General features: G+C 71.8%; 13 protein-coding genes. 8 read left to right on the top strand and 5 right to left on the bottom strand.

What is annotated here, in order from left to right; all coding sequences use genetic code 11:
- Complete coding sequence (locus AB0E78_RS08985) at nucleotides 1-1,227, bottom strand: Glu/Leu/Phe/Val dehydrogenase dimerization domain-containing protein (RefSeq protein WP_361829819.1); 1,227 nt, start codon at nucleotides 1,225-1,227, stop codon at nucleotides 1-3.
- A 144-nt stretch (nucleotides 1,228-1,371) separates the two neighbouring features.
- Here AB0E78_RS08985 and AB0E78_RS08980 point away from each other — a divergent pair, with 144 nt between their 5' ends.
- Nucleotides 1,372-2,613: an MBL fold metallo-hydrolase gene (locus tag AB0E78_RS08980; RefSeq protein ID WP_361829817.1), complete on the top strand. Its 1,242-nt coding sequence runs from the start codon at nucleotides 1,372-1,374 to the stop codon at nucleotides 2,611-2,613.
- Nucleotides 2,614-2,745: 132 nt separating this feature from the next.
- Here AB0E78_RS08980 and AB0E78_RS08975 read toward each other — a convergent pair whose 3' ends face one another.
- Nucleotides 2,746-4,299 carry a SpoIIE family protein phosphatase gene (locus AB0E78_RS08975; RefSeq protein ID WP_361829815.1) on the bottom strand — a complete coding sequence of 518 codons (1,554 nt, stop codon included), beginning with the start codon at nucleotides 4,297-4,299 and terminating at the stop codon, nucleotides 2,746-2,748.
- 237 nt (nucleotides 4,300-4,536) lie between these two features.
- Nucleotides 4,537-5,088: a YciI family protein gene (locus AB0E78_RS08970; RefSeq protein WP_361829813.1), complete on the bottom strand. Its 552-nt coding sequence runs from the start codon at nucleotides 5,086-5,088 to the stop codon at nucleotides 4,537-4,539.
- Nucleotides 5,089-5,432: 344 nt separating this feature from the next.
- Here AB0E78_RS08970 and AB0E78_RS08965 point away from each other — a divergent pair, with 344 nt between their 5' ends.
- From AB0E78_RS08965 to AB0E78_RS08945, 5 genes are all read left to right on the top strand, one after another.
- The gene (locus tag AB0E78_RS08965) at nucleotides 5,433-7,223 is read left to right on the top strand and encodes an ATP-binding protein (protein ID WP_361829812.1); all 1,791 of its coding nucleotides are present in this window, start codon (nucleotides 5,433-5,435) and stop codon (nucleotides 7,221-7,223) included.
- Nucleotides 7,224-7,290: 67 nt separating this feature from the next.
- The gene (locus tag AB0E78_RS08960) at nucleotides 7,291-7,725 is read left to right on the top strand and encodes a roadblock/LC7 domain-containing protein (RefSeq protein WP_361829811.1); all 435 of its coding nucleotides are present in this window, start codon (nucleotides 7,291-7,293) and stop codon (nucleotides 7,723-7,725) included.
- 2 nt (nucleotides 7,726-7,727) lie between these two features.
- Entirely contained in the window at nucleotides 7,728-8,099 is a 372-nt protein-coding gene (locus AB0E78_RS08955; protein WP_361829810.1) for a DUF742 domain-containing protein, read from the top strand.
- Nucleotides 8,077-8,673, top strand: coding sequence for an ATP/GTP-binding protein (locus AB0E78_RS08950; RefSeq protein ID WP_249586446.1), 597 nt, complete (start codon nucleotides 8,077-8,079; stop codon nucleotides 8,671-8,673). Before AB0E78_RS08955 ends, AB0E78_RS08950 begins: the two co-directional genes overlap by 23 nt.
- Nucleotides 8,670-9,242, top strand: coding sequence for a GAF domain-containing protein (locus AB0E78_RS08945; protein ID WP_361830419.1), 573 nt, complete (start codon nucleotides 8,670-8,672; stop codon nucleotides 9,240-9,242). Before AB0E78_RS08950 ends, AB0E78_RS08945 begins: the two co-directional genes overlap by 4 nt.
- A gap of 3 nt (nucleotides 9,243-9,245) precedes the next feature.
- On the opposite strand, the gene AB0E78_RS08940 is transcribed toward AB0E78_RS08945, so the two are convergent.
- Entirely contained in the window at nucleotides 9,246-11,132 is a 1,887-nt protein-coding gene (locus AB0E78_RS08940; RefSeq protein ID WP_361829808.1) for a DUF2264 domain-containing protein, read from the bottom strand.
- A 47-nt stretch (nucleotides 11,133-11,179) separates the two neighbouring features.
- Nucleotides 11,180-13,657 carry a polysaccharide lyase 8 family protein gene (locus AB0E78_RS08935; RefSeq protein ID WP_361829806.1) on the bottom strand — a complete coding sequence of 826 codons (2,478 nt, stop codon included), beginning with the start codon at nucleotides 13,655-13,657 and terminating at the stop codon, nucleotides 11,180-11,182.
- 260 nt (nucleotides 13,658-13,917) lie between these two features.
- On the opposite strand from AB0E78_RS08935, the gene AB0E78_RS08930 reads away from it, so the two are divergent.
- Nucleotides 13,918-15,420: a M1 family metallopeptidase gene (locus tag AB0E78_RS08930; RefSeq protein ID WP_361829805.1), complete on the top strand. Its 1,503-nt coding sequence runs from the start codon at nucleotides 13,918-13,920 to the stop codon at nucleotides 15,418-15,420.
- Nucleotides 15,421-15,509: 89 nt separating this feature from the next.
- Entirely contained in the window at nucleotides 15,510-17,720 is a 2,211-nt protein-coding gene (locus tag AB0E78_RS08925) for a right-handed parallel beta-helix repeat-containing protein (protein WP_361829804.1), read from the top strand.
- The last annotated feature ends 39 nt before the right edge of the window (nucleotides 17,721-17,759 follow it).

The following is a 17,759-nucleotide window of genomic DNA, read 5'->3' as shown; positions in this document are numbered from 1 at the left end:
CTACGCGTTCGCGTACCAGCCGAATCGCTCCCCGATCACCGGCAGACGGTCCGCCACCAGCGCGTGGGCGGCCGTACGCGGAGTGGTGCCGTCCGCCTCCGCGCGCCGCAGCATCGCGTCGACCAGGGCCCGCATCGAGCGGCGGGTGTGTGCGAAGGCCTCGTCCGCGTCGGGCCCGATGTCGCCGAAGAGCGTCCACCACCACCAGGCGTTGGTACCGGAGTTGACGACGACATCCGGCAGCACGGTGATGCCGCGCTCGGTCAGGAGGCGCTCCGCCTCGGGCAGCACGGGCATGTTGGCCGCCTCCGCTATCCAACGGGCCGTGATCCGCGCCTGGTTGGTCTGGTTGATCGTGTACGACACCGCCGCGGGGACCAGGATCTCCGCCTCCGTGGACAGCCAGGCCTCGCCCGGCAGCTCGCGGTCGCCGGGGCGCAGGGCCGCGCGGTCCACCGTGCCGTGCGCGTCGCGGGCGGCGAGCAGCGCCTCCACGTCGAGCCCCGCCGGGTTGGCGATCGTGCCCTTGATGTCGGCGACGGCCACCGTCGTCAGCCCCGCCCGGGTGAGGTAGCGGGCGGTGGCGCCGCCCATGGTGCCCAGGCCCTGCACGGCCACGCGTGTGCCGGCGTGCGCGTGGCCCGCGCGGTCGAGGGCGGCGAGGACCGCTTCGGCGACCCCGTGGCCGCCGACCAGCTCGTCCAGGCCGATCCCGTCGACCTCCACGGCGAACGCGTCCGCCAGGCGTGCGCGGGCCGTCGCCTCGTCGTCCAGGAGTGGGTAGACGGCCTGGACGGTGGAGATCAGGCCTGCTTCCGCCGCCGCCTCGTCGACCAGGTCCTGGGTCAGCCCCAGGTCCTCGCCCGTGGTCCACGAGCTCTCGATGTAGGGGCGCATCGCCCGCAGGTAGCGGACCAGGACGTCGTACGCCTCCGGGGCGCGCGGATCGCAGTCGATGCCGCCCTTGGCGCCGCCGAGCGGGATGTAGTGGGCGCTGGGGTCGTAGTGCAGGGCCTCCTTCATCGTCATCCCGCGGGCCAGCCCCGTGACCTCGTCGAGCGTGCAGCCGGGGCGCATCCGGAGACCGCCGCTGCAGATGCCGCGTACGAGACGGTCGATGACCAGGAAACCCCGGTGGCCGGTGATGTGGTCGGTCCAGGTGAGGGAGAGGAGGGGTGTGGGGGAGGGGGCTGCGGGCACTGTGGGTGCCGGGGGCGCTGTCGGCATGGAGCGGACTCCTACTGAATGGGGGATCAGTAGGAGTACATCACGCGCCGCCGTCCGCGTGGCCCGATGCGGGCCCCTCCGGACGACCGCTGTCGTAGGCGGTGCACATAATGGAGATCTGACCTATCCCTTCCAGGAGGTGCTGTGTCCCGTTCGCTGAGCTCTGGGCTCCGCTCGCTCAGGACCGCCGCCTTCGGCGCGGATCCGGCCGGCGAGCGGCTCGCGCGGATCCACGGATCGCCGAACTTCGCCGACGGGTCCTTCCAGAACCCCGAGGGGGCGCGGACCCGGCCCACCGGTTCGACGCTCGAGTTCGCGAAGATCTACTTCCGCAAGGAGGAGCGGATCCGGCGCGGCCCCACGGGCACCATCCCGGTGCACGCGACGACCCTCGCCGACATCGCCGAGCCACCGGCGAGCGGATTGCGGATCACCTGGATGGGGCACTCCAGCGTGCTCGCCGAGATCGACGGACAGCGGGTGCTCTTCGACCCGGTCTGGGGCGAGCGGTGCTCCCCCTTCTCCTGGGTCGGCCCCAAGCGGCTGCACCCCGTGCCGGTGCCGCTCGCGGCGCTCGGCCCGGTGGACGTCGTGGTGATCTCGCACGATCACTACGACCACCTGGACATGCCCACCATCCGTGCCCTGGCGGGCACGGACACGGTCTTCGCGGTGCCGCTGGGCGTCGGCGCCCACCTGGAGCGCTGGGGCGTCCCCGCCGACCGGCTGCGCGAGCTCGACTGGAACGAGGCGGCGAAGGTGGGGGGCCTGACCCTCACGGCGACGCCCGCGCGCCACTTCTGCGGCCGTGGCGTGCGCAACCAGCAGCACACGCTCTGGGCGTCCTGGGTCGTCGCGGGATCCGAGCACCGCATTTACCACAGTGGGGACACCGGCTATTTCGGCGGCTTCCAGGAGATCGGTGCCGAGCACGGACCGTTCGACGTCACGATGATCCAGATCGGGGCCTACAGCGAGTTCTGGCCCGACATCCACATGACGCCCGAGGAGGGGCTGCGCGCGCACCTGGACCTCCAGGGCGGGCGGCCCGGCGGTGTGATGCTGCCGATCCACTGGGGCACGTTCAACCTCGCGCCGCACCCGTGGGCCGCGCCCGGCGAGGGCACGATCGCCGCGGCGGGCGCCGTAGGGGCGAGGATCGCGCTGCCCCTGCCGGGTGAGCCGTTCGAGCCCGCGTCGGACTCCGCTCCGGCGGAGCCGTGGTGGCGCGGCGTGGCGATCGAGCCGGAGGACGGCTGGAGCCGCCCTGACGGCGGCACCGCGGGCACCGAGCCCGGCTCCCACTCCGCGGAGCTCCTGGAGGACACCGCCCGTGCCGAGCGCACGGAGGGCACCGGGGAGCCCGAGGCGGCGCGGATCGGCTGACGGAAACAGCAGGCCGGGGAGGTGCCGCGGGGTGTTCGTGGTGCCTCTCGGGAGACGGGACGGCCGCGTACGAGGCGTCGTCCCGTACCTGCCCTGATCGTGCCGCCCGGCAGCCGTGCCGCCCCGCAGAGGTCAGCCGGGCGCAGGCGCCAGAGCCGCCTGTTCCGAGCCCTGGCCGGCCGGAGCGACGAGCAAGGTGAACCAGACGGTCTTGCCGCTGATGGTGGGCCGGGTGCCCCAGGCGTCGGCGAGGGCCTCGACGAGGAGCAGGCCGCGGCCGTCCTCCTCGGTGCTCTCCGCGAGCCGGGCCCGCGGCCGCGGTGTGCTGTGGTCGGTGATCTCCACGCCCAGTTCGCGGACGCTGTGCCACACCCGCAGACCGATGGGCCCCCGCGCGTGGCGGAACGCGTTGGTCAGGAGTTCGGAGGCCAGCAGGAGCGCCGTGTCGGCCTGTGCCGTGAGCCCCCATTCCCGCAGCTTGGCCCGCAGGAACCGCCGCCCCGCCGGGACCGAGACCGCCTCGCTGGCAAAATGTGTCTCCGCGGTGTCCAGGGGTGCCGTGGGGAAGCTGACGAGCAGCAGGGTCACGTCGTCGGCGTACGCGTCGGTGTCCGGCAGCAGTGCGTGCAGGACGTGGTCGGCGGCGCTCTCCAGGCCACCGGCAGTGGCGAAGACGTCCTCCAGCTTGCTGGTCACCAGCTTCAGGCGGAGGTCGATGTCGCTGCTCGCCGTTTCCACCAGACCGTCGGTGTAGAGGGCCAGGGTCGTCCCGGCCCGCAGGGGAAGACGGACCTGCTGGTGAGGCACCCCGCCCACCCCGAGAGGGATGCCGGTCGGCACCGGCAGCTCGCGGACCGTCGCGTCCGGCTCGATGAGGAGCACCGGCAGATGACCGGCCGAGCACACCGTCACCTCGCCCTGGGCCGGGTCGGCCTGCAGATAGACGCAGGTGACGAACGGCTCGGGCAGATCACGCGTGAACGCGTCCAGCGTCTGCATCAGTTCGCACGGCGGGAGCCCCGCCAGGGCCAGGGCGCGGGCCGCGGAGCGCAGCTGGCCCATGACCACGGCGGCGTCCAGGCCCCGCCCCATCACGTCCCCGACGAAGACCCCGACCCGCCCGGCACCCAGGTCGATCAGGTCGAACCAGTCCCCGCCGACCCCCTGCCCCTGGGTCGAGGGCAGATACCGGCTGGCCGCGAGCGCGCCGGGGATCTGCTTGGCGTTCCCCATGAGGTTGAGGGCCAGCGCGATCTGCCGCTGCTGCGCGTGCAACTCGGTGAGCTCCGCTTCGGCTGTCTTGCGGGCGGTGATGTCGCGCATGATCGAGCAGGCGGCCGTGATGGCTCCGTCGCGGGTGCGGATCGGCCAGAGGGTAACGTCGACGTCCAGGACGCGACCGCCGCTGGCCGTCCGACGGGTTTCGTAGTGCTCGATCCGCACGCCGCGGGCGATCTGCTCCAGCAGGCCGGTCTCCTCGTCCTTGAGGTCGGGGGGCACGAGCATGCCGACATGGCTGCCGACGGCCTCTTCGGGCGTGTATCCGTACAGTCGCTGCGCTGCCGCGTTCCAGAAAGTGATCTGCCCGTCCAGGGTCTTCATGAGGATCGCGTCCTGTGAGGATTCGACCAGTTCCCGGAAGAACCCCGGCTGGCTTCCGGTGTCCCGCAGCCTTGGTACTGACATCACTGGTGCCTCGCTTCACCTGACGCATCCGCACCCGGACGGAGAGAGCCACATTCCCGCCTCCGCACACGTCCACGTCGTCCATCACCTCTCGTGATGACGGATATTGCAGCACGGCAGACGCGGCCCTCGGGGTTCCACCGGTATTTCACCGATTCGGATTCACAGTTGTCCTTTCCGTGCAAGTCCGGGCGGGCCGAGTGACACATTGGGGCGTTCGACCCGCTATCGCCTCTGTTATCGCCGCCCGCCGAATTCCCAGTCGTGGACCTCGACGTCGGCGTACCGCTCCGGCGTCAGGACGGCGCGTGCCGTGGCCGGGTCCGGGGCCATGACCAGTGCCGCCGTGCCCAGCCAGAGGGAGCCGTCGTCGGAGAGCAGCGGCCCGTACGCGATCAGTCCGTCCCTGCCGGGCGGCGGCACGTCGAGATCGGCGGCCTGTCCCGAGCCGAGGCCGATGACCAGGTACCGGTTTCCGCCGCTGGCGCCACCGGGGAAGTCCCACATGGTGCGGCCCAGCGTGTTGCGCCACCGCCGCACCAGCACGTCCCGGTACGCGCCCGCCTGGTAGTTGGGCTCGTCGAAGGCGAAGGCCCGGGCGGCGGCGGCATCCGGCAGGTCGACGATGTGCACGCTGCCGGTCGGCGTCTCGCCGTCGGCGGCGAAGGTCGGGCCCCGCGCTATCAACTCCTCGGCGTACTGATCCATGTAGGACCAGTGATCCTCCGTCAGCTTCTCGCGCAACGTGAGGGAGCCGGGCCGGTCGCGGTGGTAGCAGAAGAATTCCATGCCGCCGACTCTGGCCAATGGACGGCGGAGTCTCAACGGGATTAGGCAGTGCACAGCCGAGATTGCCGGAGCGGCGGCCGGGACCCCGACTTCGCCGGACGGAACAGACGTACGAAGGCGTATTCGGACGGTCGTGCGATGTGTCATACCAGAGCGGGACGCTGAGTGCCGGACTTTGTCAACTGCCTCCCGCACATGAAGCGTTGATGACTACCGTGAGTGTCCGCCGGTCGACGCAGGGATCATGGCAGCGGTCCTGCCCGAGCCCTCCCGACCGGCACGGCGATGCCGCGAAGCCACGCGTCGCGCGCCCGTCGGAGCCCGCTCCCTTACCGAGGACGCTGATGTCTCACCTCCGTGCACCGGCCGCCCGCGCAGACCGCCGTGAGGGCGGGCGCCACGGCAAGCCCGGGAGCCGACCCGCCACGGCGCTGCCCGAGGCCCGGATACGGCCGCAGCTCCTGCGCATCGCCGTACTGCCCGTCGTCGCGGTGATGCTCTGCGCCGGTGCCGCCGTGCTGTTCATCGTCCGATCGTCCCCCGGCCCGCTCGAACCCGCGCTGCTCCTCATCCTCGTCGCCGCCGGAGCCATCAGCCTGGCCAGCATCGTGATCGCGGCCGTCGCCGCCGACCGCACCGCGACCTCCGTACGCGAACGCGTCGGCACCCTGCGCCGCACCACCGCGCGCGGTCAGGCCGAGCTGCGCGAAGTCGTCGAGAAGCTGCGCCGCGGCGAAGGGCCGCCCGCCCGCAGGGCTCCCGCCCGAACCGCCCCGGACGGCGACGACTTCGGGCTGCTCGCCGCCGAGCTGTCCCGGGCCCAGGACGTCGCCGTCACCTCTGTCGTGCAGGCCTCACAGCTCTCCAGCCACGCGGGCAGCGAACAGAAGGTCGAGGTCTTCGTCAATCTGGCCCGGCGGCTGCAGTCCCTCGTGCACCGCGAGATCTCGATCCTCGACGAGCTGGAGAACGAGGTCGAGGACCCGGACCTGCTCAAGGGCCTCTTCCACGTCGACCACCTGGCCACCCGCATCCGCAGGCACGCCGAGAACCTCGCCGTGCTCGGCGGCGCCATCTCGCGCCGCCAGTGGAGCAATCCGGTCTCGATGACGGAGGTGCTCCGCTCGGCCATCGCGGAGGTCGAGCAGTACTCGCGCGTCAAGCTGGTGCCGCCGATCGCCGGCACCCTGCGCGGCCACGCCGTCGCCGACGTGATCCACCTCCTCGCCGAACTCGTCGAGAACGCCACGGTGTTCTCCGCCCCGCACACCCAGGTCCTGCTGCGCGCCAACCTGGTGACGGCCGGGCTCGCCGTCGAGGTCGAGGACCGTGGCCTCGGCATGCCGCTGACCGAGCAGAACAAGATGAACCACCTGCTCGCCGACCCGGACCAGGTCAACGTCGCGAGCCTCCTCCAGGACGGCCGGATCGGCCTCTACGTGGTCTCCGCGCTGGCCCGCAGGCACGGCATCGCGGTCCGCCTCCAGACCAACATCTACGGAGGCGTGCAGGCCGTACTGATCCTGCCGCAGGGTCTGCTGGGCACCGAGCCGCAGCACGAGCCCGACGCCGCCGGGCGCCCGCAGCGCGCCCCGGAAGCAGCGCCACCGGCCGCCCCCGGCGACGTACGGGAAACGGCGCACATGCCCGCCGCGGCCCCCCACCCGGAGCCCGTTGCCGTGACGCGGCAGCCGCAGCGTGACGTGCGGCCGAGCCCGCCGCCGCCCGCGCCGACAGCTCCCGTGGCGCAGGGCTCCGCGCCCGCCCCGCTGCCCGTACGGGGCAGAGAGGGCAGGCCGACACCGGCCGAGGCCGTGCCCGGGATCCGGCCCGGGGACCGGCAGGCCGCGGCCGAGAACGCCGGGACACCGCCGGTCCCGCTCAACGGCGACGCCGTGCGCGGCCGGGTGGGCAAACCCCAACTGCCCAAGCGGCGCGCCCAGGAACACATCGCGCCCCAACTGCGGGACGCGCCGGCGCCCCGCCCGGAGAGCGAACACCACATCGGTCACGACCCGGGGCTGATGGCCGCCTTCCAGCGCGGCATCGGACTCGCCGCCGCGCAGGAGATGCGGGACCCGGCCCCCGGACCCGACCTCGGCGTCCCTCGCGGGGGAGGCGACCAGGGTGGCTGAACCGCACCACCCCGCAAGCACCACGTCTGCCCCCGCAGACCCTCGTACCTCAAGGAGTCGATCCACCATGGCGAGCGATGCGCCGACCGCGCAGGTATCCGACCTCGACTGGCTGATGAGCGGCCTCGTACAGCGTGTGCCGCACACCCACAGCGCGGTCCTGCTCTCCTCCGACGGACTCGTGAAGTCGGTCCATGGCCTCGACCCGGACAGCGCCGACCACATGGCGGCCCTCGCCTCCGGGCTCTACTCACTGGGGCGCAGTGCCGGCATCCGGTTCGGGGACGGCGGTGACGTGCGCCAGGTCGTCGTGGAGCTCGACTCCACCCTCCTGTTCGTCTCCACGGCGGGCTCCGGCACCTGTCTGGCGGTGCTCGCCGGGCGGGACGCGGACGCGGCGGTCCTCGGCTACGAAATGACGATGCTGGTCAAGAGCGTGCGCCCCTACCTCCTCACCGCGCCCCGGCAACCCGCCGGTGAACCCGCCCCGATGAGGCATTGAGCGTGGCGGCCTCGCACGACGGGCCATGGCTCGACGAATCCGCCGGACGGCTCGTCCGGCCCTACACGGTCAGCGGCGGGCGGACCCGGCCGACCGCTCAACTGGACCTCCTGACCCAGGTGATGGCCACCGGAGGCCCGGTCATCGGCTACCTGGGGCCCGAACACACGGAGGCGCTCGGGCTCTGCGCGGCACCCACGTCGGTCGCGGAGATCGCGGCGCAGCTGAAGCTGCCCGCAGTGGTGACCAAGGTGCTGCTCTCCGATCTCGTCGACTGCGGGGCGCTCACCCTGAGAGCCCCGGACTTCTACCACAACCCCACTGACCGGTCCCTGTTGGAGGCAGTGCTCGATGGACTACGACGACAGCTCTGACCCCTTCCCCACCGCACTGAAGATCCTGATCGCGGGAGGTTTCGGGGTCGGCAAGACGACCTTCACGGGCGCGGTGAGCGAGATCGCGCCGCTGAGCACGGAGGAGCTCCTCACCACCGTCAGCGAGGGCACCGACGATCTGTCCGGCGTCGAGAACAAGACCACGACGACCGTGGCCATGGACTTCGGGCGCATCACCCTCGACCCGGAACACGTGCTCTACCTCTTCGGAACGCCCGGCCAGGAACGCTTCTGGTTCATGTGGGACGAACTCTCCGAAGGGGCGCTCGGCGCGGTGGTCCTCGCCGACACCCGCCGCCTGGAGGACTGCTTCGCGGCGGTGGACTTCTTCGAGCAGCGCGGCATGGGATTCATCGTCGCGATAAACGAATTCGACGGCGCCCACCGCTACGAACCCGAGGAGGTGCGTTCCGCCATCGACCTGGATCCGCAGGTGCCCGTCGTGCGGTGCGACGCGAGGATCTCCAGCTCGGGCATCGCCACCCTCCTCACCCTCGTCAAACACCTCCTCGCGCACGCCCCGGCCGCCCCGAGCTACGGAGCCCACACCTGATGTACGACTCGACCGCGCCCCTGCTGCTCACCCCCGTCGACACGGAGGCGCCCAGCCGGGTACGGAGGCTGCGCAGGCTCGGCATAGGACTGCGTCCGGAGCTCGCCTTCGACGCCTTCGCCGACCGGCTCGCCGAGGTCACGGGCGCGCCGTACTCCATGGTCAACTTCATCGACGAGAACCGGCAGTTCTTCGCCGGTCTGCACACCCCGGACCACTCGGGGGACGGCTCCGAACTGACCTCCACGGCGGCCGGCGAGCACGCGCCGTTCCGCTACATGGCGCGCGATCACGGGTACTGCCCGCATGTGATCGTGCGGCGCAAGGCCCTCGTCCTCGAGGACGTCTGCGACTATCCGCGGTTCGCGGGGAACCCGGTCGTCGACGAGATCGGCATCCGCTCCTACCTGGGCGCCCCGCTCATCGATCGGACGGGCATCGCGCTCGGTACCGTCTGCGTCGTCGACGTCGAGCCCCGGCCCTGGGGGAGGGCGGGTCTGGAGACGATCAAGGCGATGGCGGCGGAGCTGATCGAGCAGATCCACCGCCGGGAGGACGGCGGGATCTGACGCTCACACCGTCAGCAGGGTGCCGTCGGGGAAGCGGACACGGACCACGTCGTCCGCCACCGTGCACGCGATGGACTCCCGCAACGCCGCGGGCCGGACGGCATCCTGGGACAGGGCGACCAGCGTGACGTGGATGCCTGCTCCGCCCGGATGCCCCGAGAAGGTCAGGTAGGGCGTCGCCGAGTGCGGCCCGTAGGCGTTGGCGGCCACCTCGCGGGCGATGCCCGCCTCCTCGTCCCAGCCGTGCAGCGCGACGACGGCACTGGTCAGCCCGGCTTCCGTACGGGTGAGGGCCCAGCCGGGCCCCTGCTCGGCGTGCGGCTGCGCCTCGTCGGCGACCGCGTATCCGCCCTCGCGGACCGTCACGCCCGCCGGGGCCTGCACGCGGTGGACGCGGATCTCCCAGGGGCCGTGCAGCGCGCTCGTCGTCTCGACGGGGAAGTCGCCTTCGAAGCCAGGCAGTTGAGCGTCGTGACGGGAAGCGGCCACGCGTCCCTCGCAGCGCACCGGGTGGATCCGGCGGCGGCGGGACGCGGTGCCGTCCGGTGCGAGGAGCGCGAGGTGGTTGTCCACAGTGCGTTCCCACGCGCTCGGGGCGGTCTCGGGGGCGGTCGCCGTGGAGTAGCCGAACTTGGCGTAGTGCGGGTCGTCGGCCGCCGGGCCTTCGAGCGGGTTGTGGTCGCTGCCGTGGTTGACCAGACGGACGATGCCGTCGTGGCGCGTGCCGTGCAGGAGCCAGCCGGGCTGGGGGAGGGCCGTGTACTGGTCGGACTCCTCGACGGGGAGCGGGAGTTCGCGCTCCGTCCACACCGGGTGCCCGGCGGGCAGCAGCAGGCCGAGGAAACCCTTGCTCGCCCAGTACGGGGACGCCGGACCCGAGTAGGCCTGGGTGGCCGGCAGGAACGTCTCGTACCAGCCGAGGGGCAGCAGCCCCCGCTCGTCGGGGACGCCGCGCTCCACGAAGTGCCGTGCGGTGCCGGACGCGAGGCGCCGGGTGAGGCCGGGGGCCAGGGGAGTGCAGTCCGCGAGGGCGCCCATCCAGACCGGGGCGGTCGCCGCGAAGCGGTACGTCAGGGAGCGGCCCTGGTGGACGGGGGCGCCGTCGGCGCCGAAGAAGTGCGGGTAGGCGGTGAGGAACTGGGACAGGCGTTCGCGGTAGACCTTGGCGCGACCCTCGTCGTCCGGGCCCGCCATGCGCGCCCAGAGCAACGGGTACAGATGCATCGCCCAGCCGATGTAGTAGTCGAAGTTGCGTCCGTCGCCGTCGCTGTACCAGCCGTCTCCGCGGTACCAGTCCTCGATGCGGTCTAGCCCGCCGTCGATGTCCGCCTTGCTGTACGGGGCGCCGACGGACGCCAGGAACTGCTCCGACACCACTTGGAAGAGGCGCCAGTTGTTGTCCCACGTCCGGCCGCCGACGAACCCGGAGAACCAGTCGACGACCCGCTCCTGGACCCGGGTGTCGAGCTTGTCCCAGATCCAGGGGCGGGTCTCGTGCAGCCCGATCGCGATGGACGCCGCCTCCACCATCTGCTGCGAGCAGTCGCTGAGTTCGGGCCAGGCCTCGCCGCCCGCGGCATCGCGGTCCGTGCCCGTTGTCAGACCCTGCGCGTAGCGTTCGATGAGGTGGGGGTCGACCTCGCCGCCCGCTCCCGCGATCCGGAAGGAGGCGAGGAGGAATGACCGTGCGTAGCCTTCGAGCCCGTCCGACACGACCCCTGACCAGCTGCCGCGGCCGGGCAGCCGGTACTGCGCGAAGTTCGGCGTCGCGTAGGGGACGAGCGCGTCCAGCTGCCGGTCGGCGAGCGCCTCCCAGTGCGCGCGGGTCCAGCCCGTGAGCGGGGACAGGACCCGGTCGGTGGGCGGCAGGGCCAGGTGCGGTGCGGGCATGGTGGGTCGTTGCTCCTCGTGGCTGGGGGCCCGGTGGCGGGCGGCGGTCACCTCAGGTGCGCGGTGTGCGTATGGCCGCGCGAGCCCGCGACGCGGACGGTGACGACGGGGCGGCGGCCCGGGGTGACGGTGACCGTGTCATCGGCGCGGACCACCTTCCGTACGGGGGAGGGGAGTTCCAGGGTGACCGTCGTGCCGGTGCGGCCCGGGTCGGCCACCGCCAGCGTCATGCCGTCGCCGCCGCGTCGCACGATCACCGTGCAGGGGCCCGACGCAGTGATACCTGCCGCGCTGCCGGGTCCCCAGAAGTGCACGGCGACGAGGCCGTGGCGCCGGGCCTCGATCGCCTGGGCGGTGGCGTTGTTGGCGACGACGCGGACGGGCCGGGAGTGCGCCCAGAGGGCGGTGGAGGTGGCGCTCGCGCCGGGGAGGAGGACGTAGGCGTACGAGGACGTGGTGGGGGAGGTGCCGTGGTCGAGCCACAGGGTCAGATAGCGGCGGGTGACCGGGGTCGTGCTGCCTCCGGTGTCCGCGCCGGTGTTGATCGCCCGCCAGGTGCCGGTCCGCTCCTCGCGCAGGGCGTTGAGCTGGGTGCGGCCACGGCCATGGGGTGGCTGTGCGGGGTCGTCGGGGAAGACGTAGCCGCCGGTGCCGTCCAGGTGGGCCCAGCGGGCTCCGGCCAGGGGCGCCGTCCAGCCGGTGTGCGAGGGCTGCCGCCGTCCGTCGACGGTGAGGCGGGGCACGCCGTCCTCGTACAGGTTCCGGTTCTCGACGATGGTCTCGACGGTCCTGCCGTCGCTCGCGGTGATGTCCGTGCCCAGGGCGACGACCGCGTTGTCCAGGAAGAACCACGCCTTCCTGGCCCGCAGCGTGCTGCCGTCGGCGAGGAGTTCCATCGCGGCGGCGCCGAACCTGCCGTCGAGCACCGCGCCGCCCGCGACGGCGTTCTTCGGCCGGTAGGTCCCGGTCCCGCCGCCCGTGCCGATGTCGGTGCGCTTGCGGGTGTCGACGGTGGTGCCCGGCAGGCGGTACGGATCGACCGTCGCCCAGAAGCCGTCCCCGAACTGCCCCAGGTCGTCGCCGTCGTACAGATAGGCCATGCCGTCGCCGGTGTACCAGCCGTGCAGATTCTCGCCGTTGCCCGCCTCGTACGCGGCGATGCGCTGCGAGGAGAGCGAGAGCGTGAGCGCCCAGCCGGGGCGCCGGTGCACCACCCGGTCCATGTCCGCGAACGCGAAGTGCCCGGTGAGCCGGTCGGCGGCCGGTACGGAGTGGTCGCCGAGCACGGCCTTGGCGCGGGCGAGCGCGGGGACGCCCACCAGGCTCAGATAGGGGTGGGTCTTGTTGCGCGTCATCCACCCCTTGGCCAGCGCGCGCCAGCGTCCGGCGTACGCGGCGGGGGCGCCGTCGGCCAGTTGCAGGATGTTGGTGAGGGCGGCCGCGCCGTCCTTGTGGTCCGGCGCCTTCTCACGGGACGTCGCACGGCCGCGCACCGCGTCCATCATCAGCCCGTCGAAGACCACCGGCGAGAAGGTCCGGTCCACCGCCTCGTACAGCACGGACGTCTTCGGGTCGGTGACGGCCCATTCGGAGTCCGCGAGCAGCGCGATCAGCTGCCCCGCGCTGCCGAGCAGGACGCTGCCGTACGTCCCCGTGTACGCGACGGAGCCGTGCTGCACGAAGGACCCGTCCTCGTAGAAGCCGTCGCCCGAGGTGACGTACGTGAACAGGCTGTTCTTGCCCTTGTCCCGGACGTCCGAGAGGCCGTCGCGGGCCAGGGCGAGCGTGGCCGCGTCCCGCGCGAGCAGCCCGCGCAGCGCGACGATGACGGCCTTGTCGGCGCGGTTGGCGCCCGTCTCCGCCAGGGTGGGGGCGTTGGTGCGGCGGTCCGGGTCCGGGCAGAACTTCGCCACCGTGGAGACGTACGCCGTCAGGTCGGCGGCGGGGATCTTCGCCCGCAGGAGTACGCACGTGTCCATCAGGGCGCGGGGAGCGCCGATCTCCCAGAACCACCAGTTGCCGGATTCGGGGCGGGTGGTGTTGTAGCCCTCCGCGTGCAGGAAACGCAGGGCTTCGAGCAGGGTGTCCGCCGCTTCGGCGCTGCCGCTGAGGGAAGTGCCGGGCGTGGCCCAGGCCGTCGCGATCGTACGCAGACGGGTGTAGCTCTGGCCGAAGTTGCCCGGGTCCTTCGCGGGGGAGAGGTCGGCCCACAGGGCGCTGCGGCCCGCTGACCGGTCCAGGTCCCGCCACCAGCCCGAGGCCTGGTTGTCCAGGACCTTCAGGGCCGCCGCGAAGTCCGGGTCGGCGGGGTCGAAATCACCGCCGGTGAGCTGCGCCGCCGCACGGGCGAGCAGCGCGTCGTACGGGTCCGCCGCGTCCGCGTCGGCACCAACGTCCGCGTTGGCCGCTGCCCATGCCGTGCCGCCCGCGGTCACCGGCAGGAGCGCGGAGGCGGCACCCGCGGCGAGGAGGGTGCGGCGGCGGGGGCCGGTGGGGCCGGTTGGGTCGGGGAGGGGCGTGGGCATGCGGAACTCCCATGGGATGTCGGGGCATCGGGGTGCGGAACGCGGCGGGGCGTGGGAGGGAGGTGTGTGGGCGATTCCGCGTCAGCATGTAAGCGTTTGCTATGCGGGGGCAAGAGGGGTCGGCATCTTTCTATGTTCTTTCTGTTCATTCAGCCCCGGAGCTGGTCTTCCAGCTTGTTCTCGCGCGGCACGACCCAGGGTTAACCGGTTACCTACGGGGTGTTGACGGCGACAGTAAGCGATTACTACGTTGCGGCCCCATGGCTGAGAACAGGACACGAACCGCACGTACTCGCAGTACTCGCACCGTCCGTGCCGCGACGGCGACCGCAGCCGCGGCCGCCACCCTCGCGCTCGCCCTCCCCGCCCACGCGGTGCCCTTCGACCCGGCCCCGGGCTCGGACGGCGTCGGCGACCCGCTCTTCCCCACGCTCGGCAACGGCGGCTACGACGTCCGCCATTACGATCTCTCCTTCGACTTCACGCCGGTGACGTACGACTTCACCGGCACCATGAGGATCAAGGCGAGAGCGACCCAGGATCTGTCGTCCTTCAACCTCGACGTCGACTCGCTCGCCATCGACGCCGTCAAGGTCAACGGCAAGAAGGCGGCATGGGCGATCGGCCCCGGCCGGACCGGCCAGGAGCTCACCGTCACCCCGGCGGGCGGCCTGCGCGACAAGCGCGCCTTCGACGTCGAACTGACCTACCACGGCAACGGAAAGACCAAGCCGATCGGCCAGCCGGGCTGGCGCTACATGTCCGACGGCGGCTTCGCCTCCGCCGCCCAGGCCTCCCGCGCGGACACCTTCGCGCCGGTCAACGACCACCCGTCGGACAAGGCCACCTGGTCCTTCCACCTCGCCGCCCCCAACGGCTGGACCCCCGCCGCCAACGGCAACCTCACCGGCACCCGTGACGCCGACGCGGGCAAGAAGACCCGTGACGCCGACGCGGGCAAGAAGACCTGGGACTTCGCCCTCAAGTCACCGATGGCGCCCGAGCTGTTGGGGATCTCCGTCAACAAGCAGACCTACCTCTACGGACGCGGCCCGCACGGAGTGAAGCTGCGCCACCTCGTTCCTGAGGACCAGCAGGCGAAGTACAAGCCCATCGCCGAGGAGACCGGCGGGCAGCTCGCCTGGCTGGAGAGGACCCTCGGCGTGCGCTACCCGTTCGACACGTACGGGGTGCAGATCGTGCGGGACGGCTACGGCGACGCGCTGGAGAACCAGACCCTGTCGCTCTTCGGCCCTTCGTGGTTCGACCGGCCCACCTACTCGACCACCATGGTCCATGAGCTGACCCACCAGTGGTTCGGCGACTCCGTCACCCCCGCGACCTGGCAGGACGCCTGGATGAACGAAGGGCCCGCCGTCTACTACGCGGCCGTGTGGGCGGACCAGAAGGGCTTCCAGCCCATCGAGGAGAAGATGAAGACCGCGTACGCCAAGCTCGACGCGGTCCGCAAGACCGACGGACCGCCCGGGAAGCCCACCGGGCTCGGCGGATTCAACATCTATGACGGCGCGGCGGTCTCTCTCTACGCCCTCAACCAGCAGGTAGGGCAGGAGAAGTTCGACGCCGTCATGAAGGCGTGGCTCACCAAGCACCGGCACGGCAACGCCTCCACCCAGGACTTCGTCGACAACGCCGTCGAGGTCACCGGCGACGACTCGGTCGGCACCTTCCTGAACCACTGGCTGTTCGACCTCGACAACCCGCCCATGCCCGGGCACCCGGACTGGGGCGTCGCGAAGTGAGGCGCCCACGGAGCGCACGGAGCGCACGGAGCTCGCGGAGCCCACGGAACTCACCGAACTCACGGAGCCCGCGCCTCACCGGGATCGTCGTGGCCGTCGCCGCTGTCGGAGCCGCCATCGCCCCGCAGAGCACGGCCCAGGCAGCCCCCGGCGCCAAGGTCGTCCACGCCGCCCCGCACGGCTCGGGAAAGTCCTGCACCGCCGCCCGCCCCTGCTCCCCGCAGGCCGCGCGCGACGCCGCCCGCACCATCAGCGGACGCGACGTACGGGTCGAACTGTCCGCCGGCATCTACGAGTTGAGCGAGCCGCTCGCACTGGGCGCGGCCGACTCCGGGCGCGACGGGCACACCGTCACCTGGACCGCCGCGCCCGGCGCCCACCCCGTCCTGTCCGGCGGCCGGACGCTGACCGGCTGGGGCAAGAGCGCCGACGGGACCTGGACGGCCAAGGTCCCCGAAGGGATCACCCCGCGCCAGCTCTTCGTGGACGGCGAGCGGGCGCGGCGTGCGCGTGGCGCGGCCTGCGCGGCGAGCACCTGTGACGCGACGAAGACCGGCATGACGGGCGCCACGGCCACCGGCATCGCCAAGTGGAGGCGGCCCGCCGACGCGGAGGCCGTCATCAAGGTCCGCTGGCGCGACTACCACTGCCGGATCACGGGCGTCGAAGGGGACAACCTCACCTTCGCGCGGCCCTGTTGGGCCAACTCCGCGAGCGGCACGGACCGCACGGGCCCCGCCTGGGACTCCACGACCGTCGACTCGGCGCGCTACTCCGGAGTCGCCTTCTTCGAGAACGCCCGCGAACTCCTGGACCAGCCCGGCGAGTTCGTCTGGGACGCCGAGAACCGCACCGTCACCTACCTCCCGCGCAAGGGCGAGGACATGCGCCGCGCGCGCGTGCTCACCCCCGCGACCGAGCACCTCATGGTCATCGACGGCGCCCACGACCTGCGCGTGCAGGGCATCGGCTTCGCCCACGCGGCGTACGGTCAGCCCTCCACCGACGAGGGCTACGCGGGCACGCAGGCCGGACTCACCCTCACCGGAGCGACCGGCCCGGTCGATCACGCGGGCCGCCACTACACCAAGCCGAGCGCGGCGCTCACGGTCCGCGGCGGCCGCCATGTGACGGTCACCGGGGCCGAGTTCACGCACCTGGGCGGCGCCGGAGTCATCCTCGAAGCGGGCACCAAGGACTCGTCCGTCACCCGCTCCCGCTTCACGGACCTGTCGTCCGGCGCCGTCTACGTCGGCGACACCGAGCCGAAGCCCCACGCGGAACTGGCGGGTGAGCGGAACACCGTCGCGTACAACACGATCCGCCGCACCGGGGTGGAGTACACCGACGCGGTGGGCATCTGGGCCGGGTACGAGGCCGGGCTGAGCGTCGACCACAACACCCTGGACGACCTGCCCTACTCGGGGATCTCCGTCGGCTGGGGATGGAACCAGCCCGAGGCCCAGAAGTCCGCCCTCCGCGACAACCGGATCACGGCCAACCGCATCACGAACGTCATGCGCGTCGAGCACACCCAGCACGACGGCGGCGCCATCTACACCCAGGGCGCCCAGCCCGGCACGGTCGTCTCCGGCAACTACATCAACCGCTCCGCGTACGGGAACATCGAGCGCGACGGCAACGGCATCTACCTCGACGAGCAGTCCTCGTACATTCGCGTCGAAGGCAACGTCATCACCCGTGTCGGCTACAAGTGGGTCTCCAACTGGGCCGATTACGGCATCCAGAACCACGCCACCGGCAACTGGACCGACACCGACACCCCGGCGCTCACCGGCACCGGGTCGACGATGCGGGACAACCACACCAAGCTCGACCGGCTGCCCGCCGACGCGCTCGCCGTGGCGGCCCACGCGGGGGCGCGCCCGGCGCCGGCCGAGCAGCTGCGCCCCGACCTCGCCCGCAGCGGCACCGCGTCCCAGTCCTCCACCGACGGCGCGGCCCCGGCGGCGAACGCGACCGACGGGGACACCTCCACCGACACCCGCACCCTGTCCGAACCGGGCGCCTGGTGGCAGGTCGACCTGGGTGAGGCGCGGCACGTGGGACAGGTCGAGGTCTGGAACAACGCCTCCATGACCACGGCCGACTTCGACGTGCAGCTGGCGAGGAGCGCGGACTTCTCCGACGCAACGACCACGACCGTGCACGTCACCGGACGGGCACTTCGGCCCACACTCCTCGACACGGACGCGGAAGCCAGATACATAAGGATCAAGCTCACCGGCACGGGACGCGTGGCGCTCGCGCACGTGCTCGTGCATCCTGCACGTACATAGGCAACACCCGCACTCGCACAGGTATTTGTACGGAAAGGC

The sequence above is a fragment of the Streptomyces sp. NPDC032198 genome, from assembly GCF_040636975.1.
Classification (GTDB): Bacteria; Actinomycetota; Actinomycetes; order Streptomycetales; family Streptomycetaceae; genus Streptomyces.
This window is presented reverse-complemented; position numbering and strand designations above follow the sequence as displayed.